The 18,315-nt window shown below is 65.3% G+C and carries 19 protein-coding genes and 2 pseudogenes; all 21 read right to left on the minus strand.

Features of this window, described 5'->3' with window-relative positions; all coding sequences use genetic code 11:
- Positions 1-258: MFS transporter (locus tag M3461_07730; GenBank protein ID MDQ3774249.1), on the minus strand; the 258-nt coding region annotated here is incomplete at its 3' end.
- Positions 259-392: 134 nt separating this feature from the next.
- Entirely contained in the window at positions 393-947 is a 555-nt protein-coding gene (locus M3461_07735; GenBank protein MDQ3774250.1) for a hypothetical protein, read from the minus strand.
- Positions 948-1,043: 96 nt separating this feature from the next.
- Entirely contained in the window at positions 1,044-1,649 is a 606-nt protein-coding gene (gene cobO, locus M3461_07740; protein ID MDQ3774251.1) for a cob(I)yrinic acid a,c-diamide adenosyltransferase, read from the minus strand.
- 17 nt (positions 1,650-1,666) lie between these two features.
- Positions 1,667-2,251: a hypothetical protein gene (locus M3461_07745; protein ID MDQ3774252.1), complete on the minus strand. Its 585-nt coding sequence runs from the start codon at positions 2,249-2,251 to the stop codon at positions 1,667-1,669.
- A gap of 39 nt (positions 2,252-2,290) precedes the next feature.
- Positions 2,291-2,494 (minus strand): cysteine-rich CWC family protein, encoded by a 204-nt coding sequence (locus M3461_07750; protein ID MDQ3774253.1) that lies wholly within the window; start codon positions 2,492-2,494, stop codon positions 2,291-2,293.
- Between the two features lie 50 nt (positions 2,495-2,544).
- Positions 2,545-4,851, minus strand: a complete 2,307-nt coding sequence (gene metE / locus M3461_07755; GenBank protein MDQ3774254.1) for a 5-methyltetrahydropteroyltriglutamate--homocysteine S-methyltransferase — start codon at positions 4,849-4,851, stop codon at positions 2,545-2,547.
- Positions 4,852-5,310: 459 nt separating this feature from the next.
- A complete protein-coding gene (locus M3461_07760; protein MDQ3774255.1) occupies positions 5,311-6,789 on the minus strand; it encodes a cobyric acid synthase in 1,479 nt (492 codons plus the stop codon).
- Positions 6,786-7,784, minus strand: coding sequence for a threonine-phosphate decarboxylase CobD (gene cobD / locus M3461_07765; protein ID MDQ3774256.1), 999 nt, complete (start codon positions 7,782-7,784; stop codon positions 6,786-6,788). The genes M3461_07760 and cobD overlap by 4 nt, the downstream gene beginning before the upstream one ends.
- Entirely contained in the window at positions 7,777-8,688 is a 912-nt protein-coding gene (gene cbiB / locus M3461_07770) for an adenosylcobinamide-phosphate synthase CbiB (protein ID MDQ3774257.1), read from the minus strand. The genes cobD and cbiB overlap by 8 nt, the downstream gene beginning before the upstream one ends.
- A pseudogene (locus tag M3461_07775) lies at positions 8,685-9,501 on the minus strand (cobalamin-binding protein). The gene cbiB and the pseudogene M3461_07775 overlap by 4 nt, the downstream one beginning before the upstream one ends.
- Positions 9,498-10,151, minus strand: coding sequence for a 5,6-dimethylbenzimidazole synthase (gene bluB, locus M3461_07780; protein MDQ3774258.1), 654 nt, complete (start codon positions 10,149-10,151; stop codon positions 9,498-9,500). Before bluB ends, M3461_07775 begins: the two are co-directional and overlap by 4 nt.
- A 197-nt stretch (positions 10,152-10,348) precedes the next feature.
- Positions 10,349-11,614 carry a cobyrinate a,c-diamide synthase gene (locus M3461_07785; protein ID MDQ3774259.1) on the minus strand — a complete coding sequence of 422 codons (1,266 nt, stop codon included), beginning with the start codon at positions 11,612-11,614 and terminating at the stop codon, positions 10,349-10,351.
- A 29-nt stretch (positions 11,615-11,643) separates the two neighbouring features.
- Positions 11,644-12,309, minus strand: coding sequence for a CbtA family protein (locus M3461_07790; protein MDQ3774260.1), 666 nt, complete (start codon positions 12,307-12,309; stop codon positions 11,644-11,646).
- A gap of 2 nt (positions 12,310-12,311) precedes the next feature.
- A complete protein-coding gene (locus tag M3461_07795) occupies positions 12,312-12,479 on the minus strand; it encodes a CbtB-domain containing protein (protein ID MDQ3774261.1) in 168 nt (55 codons plus the stop codon).
- Between the two features lie 119 nt (positions 12,480-12,598).
- Positions 12,599-13,431, minus strand: a pseudogene (gene cobM / locus M3461_07800) (precorrin-4 C(11)-methyltransferase).
- Complete coding sequence (locus M3461_07805) at positions 13,431-13,844, minus strand: precorrin-3B C(17)-methyltransferase (protein MDQ3774262.1); 414 nt, start codon at positions 13,842-13,844, stop codon at positions 13,431-13,433. The pseudogene cobM and the gene M3461_07805 overlap by 1 nt, the downstream one beginning before the upstream one ends.
- Positions 13,844-14,677 carry a precorrin-3B C(17)-methyltransferase gene (cobJ, locus tag M3461_07810; GenBank protein ID MDQ3774263.1) on the minus strand — a complete coding sequence of 278 codons (834 nt, stop codon included), beginning with the start codon at positions 14,675-14,677 and terminating at the stop codon, positions 13,844-13,846. Before cobJ ends, M3461_07805 begins: the two co-directional genes overlap by 1 nt.
- Positions 14,670-15,824 (minus strand): cobalamin biosynthesis protein, encoded by a 1,155-nt coding sequence (locus tag M3461_07815; GenBank protein ID MDQ3774264.1) that lies wholly within the window; start codon positions 15,822-15,824, stop codon positions 14,670-14,672. The genes cobJ and M3461_07815 overlap by 8 nt, the downstream gene beginning before the upstream one ends.
- Entirely contained in the window at positions 15,821-16,585 is a 765-nt protein-coding gene (gene cobI / locus M3461_07820; protein ID MDQ3774265.1) for a precorrin-2 C(20)-methyltransferase, read from the minus strand. Before cobI ends, M3461_07815 begins: the two co-directional genes overlap by 4 nt.
- On the minus strand, positions 16,582-17,823 hold the full coding sequence (gene cbiE / locus M3461_07825) for a precorrin-6y C5,15-methyltransferase (decarboxylating) subunit CbiE (protein ID MDQ3774266.1): 1,242 nt from the start codon (positions 17,821-17,823) through the stop codon (positions 16,582-16,584). The genes cobI and cbiE overlap by 4 nt, the downstream gene beginning before the upstream one ends.
- On the minus strand, positions 17,820-18,315 hold a 496-nt coding region (locus tag M3461_07830; protein MDQ3774267.1), incomplete at its 5' end, for a precorrin-8X methylmutase. The genes cbiE and M3461_07830, both read right to left, overlap by 4 nt.

Here is an 18,315-nt window from a genome sequence, read left to right on the forward strand (position 1 = left end):
GCCCACGAGCAGGAGGCCGAGCTTGCGAAGCGCCGACAGCGCGTAGCCGAAGAACGCGACCGCCTTGTAGCGGCCACCGGCGTCCGTGACCAGCCCCCCGGCCACACGTACCAGGGCACTGGCGCCCTGGTAGAGGCCGTCGAGCAACCCGAACTGCAATGGCGTCATGCGCAGCTCGAGCACGAAGTACAGTGGCAGGACCGCGGTCAGTGCTTCGGAGGAAATGTCGGTGAAGAAGCTGGTGAGGCCGAGGACCACGACGTTGCGAGGGCGGCGCCCCGGTACCGAGGGCCCGCCGCCGCGACCGGCCCGGTAACGTTGGACACTGCCCGATCTCGCAGCGACGGATACACAGTCCCGATGATACAGGCAGAGCCGGTACCACGTCGTAGTCAGGACGGGCGACTCAGGTCCTGCGGCATCGGCTCGCCGAGAAATGTTTCGCGCAACGAGTACCAGAGGCGCAGCCGCTCCCAGCGCGGCTCTTTCAGCACCTTGAGCTCCTCCGACAAGAACGGGCTCGGGAGGAACACGGTGGTCATCTGCTCGCCGAACCCGTTCCAGAGGCGCAGCCCCCAACTCCGGCCCCCGCCGCATTTCGCACCCCGCGTCTCGAAGAACGCGGCGCGCGCGACCCGGCGTTTTGCGGCAAGCTCCGGCGAGGGCGTGCCCTTGTGCGTCCCGATGCAGAGGTGGAAGTGCCAGTGGCCGAGGTCCACGGTGAGATAACCGTCGAAGAGCGAGACCTTGGGCGGATCTTTGAACCGGATCTCGAAGACCGCGCCTTGGATGCACGGACCCACGGTGATCTCGCCCCAATGCTCCTTGAACAGGAGATCGGCGAGCCTTTGCATCTCTGCCTCCGTGGGCTCGAAATCGGAGTACTCGGTTACCGTCCCGTCCGGGTTGTCGATCACCTCGCGGCGGGGCGTTTGCGTTTCATTCATAATGACCTCCCTCGAACGCCTCGGGCGTTCAGGAGTCTATGCCCTCTTAGCGATGGGGCACCCACGGGGGGCCCCTACCTCGAACGCCTTGGGCGGTCAGAGCTCAATGCCCTTCTGTGCCCTCACGCCGGCCTCGAAGGAGTGCTTGACCGCCCGCATCTCGGTCACGGTATCGGCGGCCTCGATCAGCCCGGCCGGTGCGCTGCGACCGGTGACGACGACATGCTGCATGGGCGGGCGCCGCTCGAGATCACGCAGCACCTCTTCTGTGCTTAGATACCCGTATTTCAGCACCAGGGTCAACTCATCGAGCACCACGAGCTGGAGCCTCGGATCTTGCAACATTCCGCGCGCCACATCCCAGGCCGCCCGAGCGGCCTCCGCATCGCGACCGCGGTCCTGGGTCTCCCAGGTATAGCCCTCGCCCATGACGTGGTACTCGAGATCGGGAACGCGACGGAGGAACGCCGCCTCCCCGGTCGGGATGCTCCCCTTGATGAACTGCACGACCCCGACTCTCATGCCGTGCCCCAAGGCGCGCACCACCATGCCGAAGGCCGAGCTAGACTTGCCCTTGCCGTTGCCGGTCAGGACCAGGAGCAATCCCTTGTCCTCGCTGGCGCGGGCGATGGCGGCGTCGACGACCGCCTTCTTGCGCTGCATGCGCAGCCGGTGACGTTCTTCCGGCGGGAGCGGATCCATCGCGGGATCCACGATTCTCAGTGCCCGCCCAGCGCCCGTCTATCACGCGCCCCCGACAGGCCCAAAGCGCCGAGCGCGGCATGCGCGATCGCCGCGACGGCGACGTAGAACGCGAGCGTGGCCAGGGAGGACGGGAAGTATCTCGCAATCCGCGCACCGAATTCCGCGAGGTTCGGCTCGAAACGCCCGGAGAAGAAATAGAACCCGCCGCTCGAAAACAAATCGCTCACCACGCCGCCGATGACGACGCTCGCCGCCAGGGGCAGCAAGGTCGAGAAAGCAAGGCGATGGCGAACCGCGTACCAGCGGCCGGCGAGCCACAGCGCGCCGTAGGCAGGTAGGAGAAATCCGTAAGCGGGGCTGATACAGAAGCTCGACACCCCTCCGAAGGCAATGGCGGCGTAATCGATGAGCGCCGCTTCGACCAGCAGGGCGGCCGCTATCCACATCGGGCGCAGATACACGCCGGCGAGGAAGAAAACCGCGGCGGAGGCATCAGGGAGATGCAATTCGCCGGCGAAGTGGTCGCTGCGGGTGGCGGCCATGCAGAGGGCCAGGGCAAGGGCGATGAGCGCGGCGTGGCGGTCGGTCTTGTCGGTCATGGGTCTTTCCTCATGCGTTGGGGTCTATTATCCCCGTTGTTATGGGGAAGTCCTTATAGCGTGGTTAGCTTTCAGCTCCATCAAACAATCAGCACACAGACAGTCATCGTAATAATCCATGATATAAGCGCGTTCTTCTCTTGAAAGATCTACACTGGAGCATTGACAGATCAGAACTGTGCCCACCTTGCACTCAAAGGTTACGCCGCAGCGAGGGCAAATCTTATCTTCGTGGCGTGGCATAGAAATGCACGATCCGCATGGTTAGCTCTACGGATCTTACGATGGTTCCCTTATACTTGGTCTCGCAACGCTTTTGCAGCGGCGACCATATTCGCAAGCGCCGCCCTGGTCTCCGGCCACTTGCGGGTTTTCAAGCCACAGTCGGGGTTGACCCAGAGGTTGCGGGCTGGCAGTACAGCCAGCGCTTTATGCAGGAGTGCAGTCATCTCCTGTTCGGTCGGAACGCGGGGCGAGTGGATGTCGTATACGCCTGGGCCGATCTCGTTGGGGTAACGAAAGCTCGCGAAGGCATCAAGCAACTCCATCTGCGACCGGGACGTTTCGATGGTGATGACGTCGGCATCCATCTCGGCGACGGACTCGATGATGTCGTTGAACTCCGAGTAGCACATATGGGTATGGATTTGAGTCTCGTCGACCACTCGGGAGGAGGCCAGTCGAAACGCTTCGACCGCCCAATTGAGATACTCTTTCCAATCGGCCTGACGCGTAGGCAGTCCCTCACGGATGGCCGGTTCATCGATCTGGATGATACGGATCCCGGCTTTTTCGAGATCGCACACTTCATCGCGGATCGCCAAGGCGATTTGTTTCGCCGTGCTGGAACGCGGCTGATCATCGCGCACAAATGACCACTGCAGGATCGTGACCGGCCCCGTGAGCATTCCTTTGATGGGTTTCGCGGTCAACGACTGTGCGTATTTCGACCATTTCACCGTCATCGGCGCCTGGCGTTCCACATCGCCGTAGATGATGGGCGGTTTGACGCAGCGCGAGCCGTAGCTCTGCACCCATCCGCTGCCGGTGAACGCGAAGCCCTTCAGAAGTTCACCGAAGTATTCCACCATGTCGTTGCGTTCGAACTCACCGTGCACTAGCACATCCAGGCCCACGTCTTCCTGCCAGCGGATGGCCTGCTCGGTTTCGGTGCGGATCGCCGCCTCGTACTGTTCCGGCGTGAGTTCGCCTTTCTTGAGCCGAAGCCGGAGCCTTCTCACGTCATCGGTTTGCGGGAAAGACCCGATGGTGGTCGTGGGAAATAAAGGCAGATTGAGGTCCGCGCATTGCCTTTCCTGACGCACGCCAAAGGGGCTTTGGCGTTTGAGATCGTCGGGGCGGACGGCGGCAAAGCGCTGTTGCACCGCTGGCCGGTGGATCAAAGCCGACCGGCGACGGCTCTCCATGTCGAGCATGTTTTCCTTGAGCTTATCGGCATATTGTCGATGAGTCTCGGGCTGCGCCAGTCCCCGCAGCGTGACGATCTCATCAAGCTTTTGCCGGGCAAAAGCCAGCCAGCCCTTGATCTCGCTGGGCAACGCCGCCTCGTCGCGTTCAAGCGCCAGGTCACAAGGCGCGTGCAGCAGCGAGCAGGAAGGCGCCAACGCCACGCGCTCACTGCCGAGTTTCTCTACGGCCTTGCTGATCAACTCCAAAGAGCGCCCGAGATCATTCTTCCACACGTTGCGGCCGTCCACGACCCCCAGCGAGAGGCCAAGCTGAGGCGGGATCAAGGACAGCACCTGGTCCAGTTGGGCGGGCGCGCGGACGAGATCCAAGTGCAGATAGTTTACGGGAAGACTCGCAGCTAGCTCCGCGTTATCCTCAAGTCCGGCAAAGTAAGTCGCGAGGATGAGCTTGAGTTCGGGGCAGGCCCGGGTGATTGCGGCATAGGCCGATTCATAGGCGCGCTTCGTTTCATCCTGTAAATCCAGCGCGAGAAAGGGTTCGTCGATTTGGACATATCGTGCGCCGAGACCTTGAAGTTCGCCCAGGATCTGCAAGTAGGCGGGCATAAGCCGGTCGAGCAGGTCGAGCCGATTAAAGCCCGGTGCTTTCTCCTTGCCCAGGAGCAAGTAACTCACCGGCCCGACCAAGACGGGCGTGGCGTTGATGCCGAGCGCTCTGGCCTCCTGAAACTCATCCAGAACGTTCCGTGAGGTCAATCTGAAGGTCTGATCTTTCGTGAACTCCGGGACTAGGTAGTGGTAATTGGTGTCGAACCACTTGGTCATCTCCATGGCGATGAGGTCGAGACCGTCTCTCTGATAGCCCCGCGCCATGGCAAAGTACAAATCCAACTCTGAACTATCAGGCATATCGAGCAGCGGACGGTAGCGCGCGGGGATCGCGCCGACCGTGAGCGAGAGATCCAGCACATGGTCGTAAAACGAGAAATCGTTGCAGGGGATCAGATCGATGCCAGCCTCATGCTGGCGCTGCCAGTTGTGCCGGCGGATGGCCCGGCCAGCGTCTAGGAGTTCATTGAGGCTGATCTGGGAAGACCAGTAACTCTCGCAGGCTTTCTTGAGTTCTCTATGGTTACCGATACGCGGATAGCCGAGGTTATGTGTAAGCATGTGTACCTTTCCTTTCACGGGTTGATAGTTCGAACTTCGCGATGTCACCGGGTTCCGAGTCACGGAGATGTGGACATCGAAGACCTGCACGGCCGCATTCATCACCTCGGCGGGCTCGCCTGTGGCGACGATTCGGCCCTCCTTTCAAGAGCACGAGCGTCGAGCAATAGATGGCAGCGAGGTTCAAGTCGTGAAGCGCCGCGATCACCCTTGAGCCTTCGCGGGCGAATCCGCGAGCAATCGGTGTCGGTCCCGCTCGCCAGTCCGCCATGCAGGGCGCACGCGCCGCCCCGCTGCACACGAGCAGGGCGCGGTCGGTGCGGCGGAGTTGCACGCCCGGGATGGCATATAGGTCTGCGCGTAATTCAGTGCCTGCCGGCTCAAGCAGATTCGGCGCAGGCGGAGCCCCCGTGCATTGGTGTCTATGTGAAGGAGCACCGCTCCCGTTTGGTGGTGTCCTCACGCCTGGTGCCTGCCGATGCGGGAGCCGATGCCGACCAGGCGCGCGATGGCCGTGAGATCGAGGTGCATTTCGCAAGCGTCGGCTAGCCGGTCGATGTGCGTCTCGCGCATGGCGTGGTAGTCCGGCGTTTGTGGATTATCGAGGCCCGCCCAGCGCAAGAGTGCGTTGCAGGCCGCGGTGGATTCGAATAATCCGTGCAGGTAGGTGCCGAGGATCTGGCCGTTCTCCGACAGTGCGCCGTCGCTGCCCCCATCAAGGTAGACGGCGGGACACATCAGCGCCTCGCCGCGGGTCACGCCCGCGTGGATCTCGTAGCCGGTGACGGTCGCGTCTTCGAGCACCAGCATCCCGGTGACATTCCGGAGCTGCTTGTCGCGCTCCAATTTGGTCGTGAGCGCCAGGAGCCCGAGCCCGGGGCTGCTGCCCGGCTCGCCTTCGAGCCCGAGGGGGTCATGAATCGCTTGGCCCAGCATCTGGAAGCCGCCGCAGAGCCCGATGAGCTTGCCGCCGTAGCGCAGGTGGCGCAGGATGGCCTGCTCCCACGCTTGCGCGCGCAGCCAGGCGAGGTCGGCGCGCACGCTCTTTGACCCTGGGAGGATAATCAGGTCGCAGGGCGGGATCGGCTCGCCCGGCCCGACATAGCGGAAAGCCACTTGCGGATGCAGGCGCAGCGGATCGAAGTCGGTGTGGTTGCTGATGCGCGGGAGCACCGCCACAATGACCCGTAGTTGTCCCTCGGGCGCTGCATCGTTGTGGCAAAGCGCATCCTCGGCCTCGAGATGCAGGCCGTGCAGATAAGGCAGGACACCGAGCACCGGTTTGCCCGTGCGACGCTCCAGCCAATCGAGCCCGGACTCGAGCAGCGCGAGATCGCCGCGAAAGCGGTTGATGACGAAGCCGGCGATCCGCGCCCGTTCGCTCTCACCCAGTAGCGCTAGCGTACCGACGATATGCGCGAACACGCCACCGCGGTCGATGTCCGCCACCAGCACCACCGGGCAATCTACCGCTTCGGCGAAGCCCATGTTGGCGATGTCGTTGTGGCGCAGGTTGATCTCCGCCGGGCTGCCCGCGCCTTCCGCGAGGATGACCTCGTGGTGCCGGCTCAGCCGTTGATAGGACTCGAGCACCGCGCGACGCGCGATGCGCTTGTAATCGTGATAGGCGCTTGCGTCCATATTGCCGACGGCGCAGCCGTGGATGATAACCTGCGCGCCGGTATCCGTATTGGGTTTGAGCAGCACCGGGTTCATGTCGCTGTGCGGCGCGAGGCCGCAGGCCCGTGCCTGCACCGCCTGGGCGCGGCCGATCTCCCCACCATCTACAGTGACCGCGCTATTGAGCGCCATGTTCTGCGGCTTGAAAGGCGCCACACGCACGCCGCGACGCGCGAGCACCCGGCACAACCCCGTGACGAGCAGGCTCTTGCCCGCATCGGAGGTCGTCCCCTGAACCATGAGCGTCGGCGTCTTCATGTCGGCGCGAACTCCGTGCAGGCGTTGGCGAGCGTCTGGTCAAGGCGCGCCCAGCCGGCCTCTGCGCCGGGCAGACCGAAACGCAGGCTTGCGGGTTCCGTGAACAATCGGGTCAGAATACCTTGCCGCGCCAGCCGCTCGTGAATAGCGGCTGCGTGCGGGGTCGGTACCCACTGGAAAAGAACACAGCTGCCGCCTATGGCCAGGCCATGTTGGTTCAATAGCGCAGCGAGTCGCTCAGCCTTCTTGAGGAGCTGCGCTCGGGCGGCCTCTTGCCAGGCGCGGTCCGCCAAGGCGCGTTCCGCGACCCAACGAGACGGCGCGGCGACCGTCCAGGGGCCGAGCTGGCCGCGTAGCCGATGCAGCCAGGACGATTCGGCCAGCACGAAGCCCACGCGCGCACCGGCGAGCCCGAAGAACTTGCCGAGCGAGCGCAGCACGAGGAGTCCGGGCCGGGTACTGTAAGGAGCCAGGCTGTCCGCCGGGGTGGGATCGATGAAGGCTTCGTCCACCACCAGCCAGCCCTCGCGGGCGGCTAGGTAGTCGTGCCAGTCGAGTAAGGTTTCCACGGCGAAACGATCGCCCGTAGGGTTGTTCGGGTGGATGACGGCCAGCACGTCCACATGCCTCGCGGTGTTGCCCAACACCTCCACGGGTACCCCGATGACCTCGTGCCCGGCACGTCGCCAGGCGCGGGCGTACTCGGCGTAGCCGGGGGTGATAATACCCACGCGGCAGGGCGTGTGCAGCCGCGGCAAGGCTTGGATCGCCGCCTGTGAGCCTGCAACCGGCAGGACGTGGGGAGCCTCGTAATAGGCACGGGCGGCGTCGATGAGCCCGTCGTCGTCCTCCGGCAGGCGGGCCCACGCGCTGACCGGGATTGCGGGCACTGGCCAGGGACGGGGATTGATGCCTGTGGAGAGGTCCAGCCATGCATCGAGCGGGATCCCGTAGCGGCGGGCGGCCTCCCGCAGCCGGCCACCGTGCTCAAGCATGGAGGCACCCGATGGCGAGCAGCACGACGAGCCACAGCCCGACGCCGCGTCGCACGAGCCTGAGCGCCCGTTCGATATCGTCGAGGGTTGGTACGTTACCGACGCCCAGGATCGGGCGGTCATGCCACTCGCCCGCGTACCGTGCGGGTCCGCCGATCACGACACCGAGCGCGCCTGCGCCCGCGGCCATCACCGGACCGGCGTTGGGGCTGTCCCAGGCCCGTGCCTGCGAGCGCCAGCATGCCAAGCCCTGACGAGCGCTGCCGAGGAGGGTGTAGGTCAGCGCCGTGAGACGTGCGGGCAGGTAGTTCAATACGTCGTCGAGACGCGCTGCCGCCCAGCCGAAATGGAGATAACGCTCAGTGCGGTAGCCCCACATGGCATCCAGGGTGTTAGCCAAACGATAGAGCACCGCGCCGGGCGCCCCTGTCATCACAAACCAGAACAGTGCCCCGAACACCCCATCGTTGCCGTTTTCTAGCACCGATTCCGTCGCCGCGCGCGTGATGTCAAGCGCCGCCGAATCGCGGCTGACCATGAGGCTCACGCGCGCTCGCGCCTTCGCCTCTTCGCCAGTGCTCAGCGCTTGAGCGATGGGACGCGCGTGATCGTGCAGGCTCCGCAAACCGAGCGCCCAATAGAGTGCGAGGACGCTGAATGCCATGCCCATGCCCTGGCGCGCGGCCAATAGCGATGCCGCCAGCGTGAATGGCACGAGCAGGACCGCCACCGCAAGCACGCCGCGCAACCGGCGCGCGGTTGGCACGATACCGGGACTGCCATAGAGTCGCGTCTCCACCCAAATCGCCAGCCGGCCGAAGCCTATGAGCGGATGGTGCCGCCGGGGCTCGCCGAGCAACCAGTCCATAAGCACCGCCGCGATCGCGATGAGCGACACAGTCACGGCCTAGTCTCCTCGGCCCAGCGCTCGATGATGCGGCGGATCTGGGCCAGCCCGTCGGTGAGCGCGGCGGGCCCAGGTTGCAGGATATCGGCGGACTTGATCTCGTGGATGTGTCCTGTCCGAACCGCCGGGATCGAGTCCCAGCGCTTCGCGCGCCTTCACCCGCTCGGGTCGAAAGCGCTTGCCGCACCAGGAGCCGATGATGATATCGGGCGCGCGGCGGATCACCTCGTTCGGATCGGCGATGATTCGGTCCTTGGCCGATGGTGCGGTGATTAGCTCGGGAAAGCAGTCGACGCCGCCGGCGGTTTCGATCAGTTCTGCGACCCAGCGGATCCCCGAGATGTAGTGATTGTCCCACTCCTCGAAATACACGCGCGGCCGGCACGGTAGAAGCGCAGTCTCGGCGCGCACCGCCTGCAGCTTAGCGCGGTATTGCCTGAGGAGTGCTGCCGCCCGATCCGATGCCCCCACCATCGCGCCGAGTAGGGCGATCATCTCGAGGATGCCTTCGACCGAGCGCTGATTGAATATGTGGACTTGTACCCCGTGCCGGATGAGCGTCGCCGCGATGTCCGCCTGCAGATCGGAGAAGCCGAGTACGAGATCCGGCGCCAGCGCGAGGATCTTATCGATCTTGGCGCTCGTGAAGGCGGAGACCTTGGGCTTCTCCTGGCGCGCTTGCGGCGGGCGGACGGTGAAGCCGGAGATGCCGACGATCCGTGCCTCCTCGCCCAGGAGATAGAGCGTCTCGGTGGTCTCCTCGGTGAGGCAGACGATGCGTTGGAGCCCCTGGAGCGGGCAGCGGCTCACGGCGGCCTCTTCCGGTGATCCCAGGTATTGTGGAACACCAGATCCTCGAGCGCGCGCCTCTGGGTCCAACCCTGGAGCTCCAGCATCGGGACAGGATAAAACGCTTCCAGGTGCCCGAGGCAGAGGATGGCCACCGGCTTGGCTCCCTCGGGCATACGCAGCAAGTCGGCCAGTGCGGCGGGATCGAACATCGATACCCATCCCATACCGAGTCCCTCGGCCCGGACGGCGAGCCAGAGATTTTGGATCACGCAGGCGACCGAGGCCAGATCCATCTCCGGCAGCGTGCGGCAGCCGAAGACGTGCGCTTCGCGCCCGTCGGCGAGCACGGCCACCAAGAGCTCGCCGCACTTCAGGATCCCTTCGACCTTGAGGTGGCGAAACTCATCACCGCGCGCGCCGAGCGCTTCGGCGGTGCGCTGCCGTTTCTCCTCCACCAGCGAATGAATTTTCTGGCGCAGCTCTGGATCGGCAACCCGGATAAACCTCCACGGCTGCATGAGGCCAACGCTCGGTGCATGGTGCGCCGCGGCAAGCAAGCGTGCAAGCACAGCTGGATCGATCGGATCAGATGGAAAGTGCCGCATGTCGCCGCGCTCGGTGATGACGCGATAGATGGCGGCGAGGTCTTCCGGGGAGTAGCGGTGTATCAGAACCGCCTCTCTCGTTCAGCCTTGAGTGCGCGCAGGCACTCCGCGCACAGGCAGTCGAAATGGCGGCTGAGGATGTAACTCGGACTCCTCGGACGATAAAGACACGACTGCGCATTGACATGGCAGGATCGACCCCGCCCTGCATTCAAACAGCTTGCGGCATCGGCGGCAGGTCCTGTCCTCGTGGCAAACCATCACGGACGCAGGAGCTCCGCCGCGACGACCGGAGCGGACGGCAGGTACCAATGGAGGTATGACGCCGTCAAACGTCCGCGCCGGTAGATCGACTCGCCATCCGTTCCGTTTTGCCGGGCGGCTGCCACGCTCGGGGGCATCGAGGTCTCAAGCTTTGAGTGGTGGAAGGTATGCCCGCGCAGTTCCCCGGCCTCGAAGCGGCCCGACTGGAGCCCGAGCCCCATCAGCCGCGCCTGCATCTGCGCCCGGCCCGGAAGTATTCCGCACATCCTCCCCGCGTGTCCCTCGCGATCGCTGAGCTCCTCGAGGAGATAGAGCATGCCGCCGCACTCGGCGAGCAAGGGTTTGTCCGCGGCCACGTAGGCACACAAGCTGTCCTTCATGCCCGTGTTGCTCGCGAGCGGCTGGAGGTGCAGCTCGGGGTAACCGCCCGGGAGGTACACGCTGTCGACCGCGGGCAGCGCGGCGTCTCTAAGCGGCGAGAAAAAGACGATCTCCGCGCCCATGGCCCGTAGGAGATCGAGGTTGGCCGGGTAGACAAAGGAGAAGGCGAGATCGCGGGCCACGGCGATCCGGACACCCTGCAACAGGCGAGGATGATCGAGGATCGGCGCTTGCGCAAACGCCACGGATTCCGGCAGGGCCGCGAGCCCTGTTTCACCGATCGCCTCAGCCACCGCGTCGAGACGTTGCTCCAAGTCGGTGATCTCTTGGGCTTGAATGAGGCCGAGATGGCGCTCGGGCAATCCGAAGTCGGCACGCCGGTATAGGGCACCGCGGAATGGGATCCCCCTCGGGACGCTCGATTTCAGCATGCCGACGTGGGCGGTGCTTGCGACCCGATTGGCCAAGACCCCAGCAAAAGGCAGTCCCCCCCCCCGATACGTCGCGAGTCCATGGGCAATCGCCCCGAAGGTTTCTGCCATCGCCGCCGCGTCGATGACCGCGAGCACCGGAACGCCAAAGGCCGCGGCCAAGTCCGCGCTCGAGGGGTGGCCGTCGAAAAGACCCATCACGCCCTCAATCAAAATAAGATCGGTTTCTTGCGCGGCGCTCTGCAGCAGGCGCCGGCATTCGGTCTCACCGACCATCCACAGATCGAGTTGGTAAACTGCACGCCCGCTCGCGACCTCCAGGATCATCGGGTCGATAAAATCAGGACCTGTCTTAAAGACGCGTACTCGCCGCCCCCGGGCGACGTGGTAACGCGCGAGCGCCGCGGTCACCGTGGTCTTGCCCTGACCGGAGGCAGGGGCGCTGATCAAAAGCGCTGGGCACTGTCTCGGGGAGCGGTTCAAACGCGCCCCAGCCTCTGGAATAGCCACGCCGATACGCTCCCCAGCAGCAACCAGAAGACACCGTTGGTCCACGTGGCGGCGAAGACGAAGCGGCGCGCGAGATCGGTGGGCGCGAGGGCCGCGCCGGACTCGGCGTGGGGCGCGCCCACGAGATGCGGCACGGCCAAGAGCGCCGCGCCCGCCAGCTTGGGGTACCACTGCCGGTTGAGCACAATGAGCGCCATCCCGCCGGCCGTAGCGAGCACGGTCAAGAGCCACCAAAGCTGCCGCTCGATGAGTGGCGCGGCCGGAGTGCCCGGCAGCTCTGGCGGCAGTCCCAGGGCGGGATTGAGATAAAACACGACGAACCCCGCCAGTCCCCAGAGCGCGCTTTGCGGCACGGAGACGCGCTCGCGCAGGGAAAACAAGGCGCACAGCAAGAGCGCGAAGCCGATGCCGGCGCCGCCGTTGGCGAGCGCGGTGTAGAGCGTGCGCTCCCAGCCATCCTCGGGCGCCCAGTCGGGGGGCGGTTCGTGGCCCGCTCCGTTTCCCTCGGGATGCTCGAAGGTCTCGGCTTCGAGGATGAGCGGAACCACCTCCGAGGCCTGCAGCACGGTCAGCGTGATGCCGGCCAGCGCGCCGGAAATCATCGCCGCGAACACGATGCGCCTAAACGTCGCCATCCTCAGTGACAAGGAAAGGCGAAGCTGTGACGGGTGTCGTGCGCGGCGTTATGCACGGCGGGGACCGGCGCGAATCCGACCGCGACCAAGATGACGATGCCCAGGACCGCCGCCCAGAAAGCGGCGAAGGCCCGTGTGCGGGTTAGGGGGTAAACATGCGCTTGGCTGATATTTGACACCAGGTTCTCCTATATTCTGAGGAACGATGGTTTAGGGTGTTTGCTTATTTCTACTTTGTCAGAGTCTGATCAAGGGATGTGCTGGGCGCAAGCGGGCGAGAAAACGGAGTTTACTCGGCGGTAAATGAGCATTTCGAGTCCGCTTGCAACAACGCAGGACGCCCTTCAGCGGAATCTGACGAAGTAGAACGCTTGGCCTTGCGAAAGCGGTGACTGAAGTCGGGATCGTAGAGCCGCGAGTTGGCGAAGTCTGTCGCGGTCAACACCCGACCCACGAGGATCATCGCCTGCGAGCGGATCCCCGCCGCCTTCACCTGCTCGCGGATATCGGCGAGTGTGCCCCACACGATCTTCTGATCGGGACAGGTGGCCTTGTGGACCACGGCCACGGGACAGTCGGCCCCGTAGGCCGGGATCAAATCCTCGGTCACCTCCTTGAGCAGGGTGACGCTGAGGAACAAGGCCAGGGTCGCGCGGTGGCGGGCTAGATCGGCGAGCGCTTCCCCTTCGGGCATCGGCGTCCGGCCTGCGGCGCGGGTCAGGATCACGGTCTGGCAGAGATCGGGAAGCGTCAATTCCTGCCCGAGGACCGCCGCCGCCGCCGTGAACGCCGAAACCCCGGGCACGATCTCGTAAGGAATGCCGAGCGCGGCCAACCTGTCATCTGCTCGGCCGTAGAACCAAAAATCAGCGGATCGCCGGTATGCACGCGCGCGACATCCTGCCCCGCGTCGCGCGCCCCCACGATCACCGCGATGATTTCGTCCAGCGTCATGCCAGAGGAGTCGAGCACCTGGGCGTCCGGCCGGGCCCGGGTCAGCACCTCGCGCGGCACCAGCGATCCGGTGTAGAGCACCACCGGGCAGCGCTCGATCAGCTCGGCCGCGCGCAGCGTGAGCAGCTTGGGATCGCCGGGACCGGCGCCGATGATGTAGACGCGCATCACATGCACCTGAGAACCGTATCGCGCACGATTTGCCAGACAGTGTCCGGGATCTCGGCGAGCCATTGAGCGTCGAGCTCTTCCGCCTCTGGCGCTTCTTCTTCGTCGTCCACGCCGATCACGAGACGCCAAAGCCGATCGCTCACCGAGCCGTTGCGCTCGATGAGGAATCGCCTCGCGAGGAGCTGTGCCAGTTCTTCTCGTTCGAGGGCCAGCGTCAAGCACGGCGGATCGATCCGCGCCGCCCCCGTCACGGACAGCCTTATATAAGCCTGTTTCAGGGCGTCGATCGCGGCAGGCGGCTCGAAGCCCTCCGACCGGAAATCGCACGGCTCCTTGGTGTTGCCGATCAAGAAATACCGGCCCTCGGTCTCGGCGAGGATAGCGCCCGCAAGACGTCCCACACGCGCCATCACTCGGCCTCCGAGGTGGGCAACACCAAGGAGTAGCCTGGACGCTGCCCCGGCAAGACCTCGCCGCACCCGTCGTATTTATTCGTGTAACCGCGCGGCGTCACCATGTAGCCCTCGAACATGAACGTGTTCGACGAACCGACCAGCACCGTCGTCAGCATCCCGATCTCGTAGTCGAGAAAATTATCCAGATCGGAGAGGACCACGTGCTGACGCTTGCGGTAGGCGCTCTTCACCAGCGCCACAGGGGTCGTGCCGTCGCGGTGGCGGCGCAGGATCGCCTGAGCCTCCACGATCTGCTGGGTGCGCCGGCCGCTCGCGGGGTTGTAAAGACCCACCACAAAGTCGGCCGAGGCTGCGGCCTCGATCCGGCGCGCGATGACCGGCCAGGGCGTGAGCAGATCCGAGAGCGAGATGGTGCAGAAGTCGTGGACCAATGGCGCGCCGACCAGCGAAGCACAGGAGTTCATCGCCGTCATGCCGGGGACGATGTGGAGATCGGGTGAATCGCCGCGCCTCCAGCCCATGTCCCGCAAGACCTCGAAGACCAGCCCCGCCATTCCGTAGACCCCCGCGTCCCCGGAGGAGATGAGCGCTACCCGGCCCCCATCCCGTGCCCGCTCGACGGCCGCCCGTGCCCGGCCGATCTCCTCGGTCATGCCGGTCCGGATCACGTCCTTGCCTTTGATGAGGGGGCCGACCAGCCGGATGTACGTCGTGTAGCCGACGACAAGCTCGGCATCGGCGATGGCCGCGAGCGCCGCCGGGGTAGCGTGATCCTGGGCGCCCGGACCGATGCCGACGACGTACAGGACCCCCTTCGATTCATCCATGGCCGACCTCGCTTTGCACAACGCACCGCTTGGGATAGGGAATGCGGGCCACGGCCAGGGTCATCGAGCGTCCGGCGTCCGGCTCGGTGTAAATCTGCTTGGGGACCAAGAGCGCTTCGGCGCCGGCGCGGAGGAGCGCCGCCGGCTCCGCCACGCCACGGGTGCCCACATGGCGCTTGACGGTCTCCGAGGGGTTCTCAATCCCCGGCACGGCATCGAGTTGCGCGGCTGTATAGATTTCGAGCGGCCAGTCGTAGCGGTCGCGCAGGTACAGAAAGGCCGGCTCGTCTTGCTTGCGATCCACCGTCGCGATGGCCTTGACGGATTTTATCGACAGCCGGTGTTCGGCGAGGACCGCGAGGATCCCGCGGTCCACCATCTCGGGCGCGGCGCCTCGATCGCAGCCCAAGCCCAAGACCAGGCTCTTCGGCCGGTAAATGACGGCGTTCGCCCAGAGCGCCGGGTGGGTCTCGCGAAACTCGCGATCGGTGGCGACGAGCAGGATCTCGAATGGCGTCGGATCGACGATATCGAGCGATGTCGCATAGACCACGCCCTCGGGCAGCGGCCGGTCCTCAGGCCAGAACCCGGGCTCGCCCGCCTCCTGGACGAAGGCGACCGGTTGCGCGTTCACGACCGCCGCGCAGCCGCGGGTCACGTTGCGATCGGGGTCGTCGAGCGTCCAACCGAGCTCACGCCCGAGGATGTCTACGGTCAGCGTGCCGCGCACATCCGAAGCAGTAGTGATAACCGCCTGCGCCTCCAGCAGTCCCGCGATCCGATCCGTGAAGGGGTTACCGCGGCCGACATGGCCCGAGAGCACCGAGATGGCGAAGCGCGCGTCGTCGTCCACGCACACCACGGCCGGATCGGTCTTCTTGTCTTTTAGGAGCGGCGCGATCATCCGCACCACCGCGCCCACACTGATGATGAAGACATGGCAGTCGTAGGCATCGAAGGTCTCGACGAGCCGCGGCCCCATCGGCAAGCGCAGTGGCAGGACGCCGGCAGGCGCGGCGGGACAAAGCTTCTCGGAGACGTAGAGATCGGCGCCGGGCAGCCCCGGCAGGAGGCGCGTGGCGATCCCGATACCGTGCTTGGTGATCGCGTAAACCGCATAGGGCTTGCGCTCGGCGTTTGGCATCATCCCGCCAACTCCCGCAACGGCACGCTGCCCGCGAGGACACCGCTGCGCTCTTTGCGCGAGATCACCACCATCGCGAAACAGTCGCCGCGCTCGTCCCCGACCTCGCGCAGATCGCGCACGATGCGCTGCTCGCGCATGGTGGCCCGCGAGACGTACACGGCGCGGTCGAGTAGGCCCTCGGATTCGAGGGCCGCGATGATCCGCGGCAGCTCGGGCCCGATCTTCATGAGGACGACGGTATCGAATCGCCGGAGCACCTCGACGAGATCCGTCAAGCCGTAGGTGCCGGGCAGGATGGCGATGCGTTCTTGGCCATCCGCGAGCGGGATCCCCGTTACCGCCGGTACCGCCGTGATGGAGCTGACGCCCGGAATCACCTCGATGCGCATCTCCGGCCAGCGCGATCGGGCCTCTTCCCGTAAATAGATGAAGGTGCTGTAGAGCGAGGGATCGCCCTCGGTTACGAAGGCGACGTCGCGGCCCGAAACTAGGTGCTCGCCGATCTGCGCGAAGGCCCGCGCCCAGGCGGGCCGGAGGCGCTCCGGCTCCTTGCTCATCGGAAAGGTCAGAAACAGCCGCTTTTGCCCCGCGATCTCGCCGATCGTGGCTTTGACGATCTCCCAGGCCTTGGACGCGCCGTAGTCCGAGCCGCGCGGCAAAGCCAAGACCGGCGCCCGGCGGATGGTTTCGAGCGCCCGCAGTGTGATGAGATCGGGCGCGCCCGGTCCCACGCCGATGCCATAGAGCGTCGCACCGCTCATGGCGCCGCCTCCGGTTTGGTGACCGCGAAGATCTGGATCGGGTTCAGGGCCTCGTAGCGCAGGTAGTGCGCGAGCGGCTCGGCACGGGAGACTTGCAGCAGCGTCACCTCCGGCACCAGTCCGCGGCCCCGGATCGCCTGGTAACACTCGGCGGCATTTTCGAGAGTAATGGCGTTTGCGACCAGCCGTCCGCCCGGATGCAGCCGTTCCAGCGCGGTCTCGATGATCGCCACCATGCTGCCCTTGCTGCCGCCCACGAACACCGCATCGGGCGACTCCAGATCGGCCAAGGCCTCGGGCGCGCGGCCGGCCACGACGCGCACATTGTCGACGCCGTGGGTGCAAAGGTTGTCCTCGCAGATCGCGACGCCCTCGGGGTCCAGCTCGATCGCATAGACCCTGCCTTCGGGCGCGAGCAGGGCCGCCTCGATGGCGACCGATCCCGAGCCGGCCCCGATGTCCCACAGCACCGCATCCGGTCGCAGATGCAAAGCCGCCAACGACAGCAAGCGCACTTCGCGCTTGGTGATGAGTCCCTTCTTGGGGATGCGCTTGGCGAAGGTGTCCTCATGCAGGAACGGGATCGCAGATGGCGGCCGCCAGCGGGGATCGGTGCGGATGAGAACCAGCACGTTGAGCGGCGCGGCATCCGTGACCTCGGCGAGCTCGGCGATAGAAAAGCCCCGCACGCGCTCCTCCGGGCCACCGAGGTCCTCGCAAAGGTAGGTCTGCCAGGCGGTCTCGCCGTGCGCGATGAGATGCGCGGCGATCGCTTGTGGGCCGTTGTCGGGATCGGTGAAGATCCCGGCCTTCGACAGCCGCTTGAGCCGGGTCGCGAGCCCGAAAAGAGGACGGCCGTGCAGGGAGAGGAAGGCCGCGTCGTCCCACGTGAGCCCGGCCCGGCCGAAGGCGAGCTGCATGCTGCTCGGTTGCGGGATGACCTCGACGTGCCCGGCACCGAGTTTTTTGATCACCGGGCCGCCGATCCCGTAGAAGAGCGGATCGCCCGAGGCCAGAATGCAGACATTATGCTCCTCGGCGAGCGAGGCGATGCGCTCGATCGCCGTCCCGAGGCTGTCCTTGAAGACCACGCGCTCGCCCTGGAAATCGGGAAAGAACGCGAGCTGGCGCTCGCCGCCGGCCAGCACCTGCGCCTTCGTGATGGCGTTCATGGCGCGGCTCGTCAACCCGGCGCAGCCATCGTCGCCGATCCCGACCAAACTGACCGCGCGCCTCATGCGGGCGGTTCGGCCGAGAGCAGGAGCAAGGCGTGGATGATGGCGATCGCGATGGGGCTTCCCCCCTTGCGGCCGCGCGCCACGATGTACGGTACCGGAAGGTCTAATGCCGCTTCCTTGGACTCGGCCGCCGAGACGAATCCGACCGGCACGCCGACGACCAGCGCCGGGCGCGCGCCCTCCTCGCGCGCGAGCCGCACGACCTCGATGAGCGCCGTCGGGGCATTGCCGATCGCCACCAGGGCACCGTCCAGGACGCCCAGGCGGTGGGCCTTGCGCATCGACTCGATGGCGCGTGTCGTGTTGGCGGACTTGGCCGTGGCGATCACGTCCTCATCGGAGATGAACGAGCGGATCGTGCAGCCATAGGCTGCTAGGCGCTCTTCGTTCAGTCCGGCGGCAATCATCTTGACATCGACGAGGATGGGGCAGCCCGCGCGCAGCGCCGCGATCCCGGCCAATACGGCCTCGGGATGGAAGCGCATCAGGTCC

It is taken from the genome of Pseudomonadota bacterium, from assembly GCA_030860485.1.
Classification (GTDB): domain Bacteria; phylum Pseudomonadota; class Gammaproteobacteria; order JACCXJ01; family JACCXJ01; genus JACCXJ01.

What these genes read in the sequence shown, in the direction of transcription:
- M3461_07735 (MDQ3774250.1), bottom strand. Translation starts at nt 947, where the DNA reads ATGAATGAAACGCAAACGCCCCGCCGCGAGGTGATCGACAACCCGGAC.
- cobO (MDQ3774251.1), bottom strand. Translation starts at nt 1,649, where the DNA reads ATGGATCCGCTCCCGCCGGAAGAACGTCACCGGCTGCGCATGCAGCGC.
- M3461_07745 (MDQ3774252.1), bottom strand. Translation starts at nt 2,251, where the DNA reads ATGACCGACAAGACCGACCGCCACGCCGCGCTCATCGCCCTTGCCCTG.
- M3461_07750 (MDQ3774253.1), bottom strand. Translation starts at nt 2,494, where the DNA reads ATGCCACGCCACGAAGATAAGATTTGCCCTCGCTGCGGCGTAACCTTT.
- metE (MDQ3774254.1), bottom strand. Translation starts at nt 4,851, where the DNA reads ATGCTTACACATAACCTCGGCTATCCGCGTATCGGTAACCATAGAGAA.
- M3461_07760 (MDQ3774255.1), bottom strand. Translation starts at nt 6,789, where the DNA reads ATGAAGACGCCGACGCTCATGGTTCAGGGGACGACCTCCGATGCGGGC.
- cobD (MDQ3774256.1), bottom strand. Translation starts at nt 7,784, where the DNA reads ATGCTTGAGCACGGTGGCCGGCTGCGGGAGGCCGCCCGCCGCTACGGG.
- M3461_07790 (MDQ3774260.1), bottom strand. Translation starts at nt 12,309, where the DNA reads ATGGCGACGTTTAGGCGCATCGTGTTCGCGGCGATGATTTCCGGCGCG.
- M3461_07805 (MDQ3774262.1), bottom strand. Translation starts at nt 13,844, where the DNA reads ATGGCGCGTGTGGGACGTCTTGCGGGCGCTATCCTCGCCGAGACCGAG.
- cobJ (MDQ3774263.1), bottom strand. Translation starts at nt 14,677, where the DNA reads ATGGATGAATCGAAGGGGGTCCTGTACGTCGTCGGCATCGGTCCGGGC.
- M3461_07815 (MDQ3774264.1), bottom strand. Translation starts at nt 15,824, where the DNA reads ATGATGCCAAACGCCGAGCGCAAGCCCTATGCGGTTTACGCGATCACC.
- cobI (MDQ3774265.1), bottom strand. Translation starts at nt 16,585, where the DNA reads ATGAGCGGTGCGACGCTCTATGGCATCGGCGTGGGACCGGGCGCGCCC.
- cbiE (MDQ3774266.1), bottom strand. Translation starts at nt 17,823, where the DNA reads ATGAGGCGCGCGGTCAGTTTGGTCGGGATCGGCGACGATGGCTGCGCC.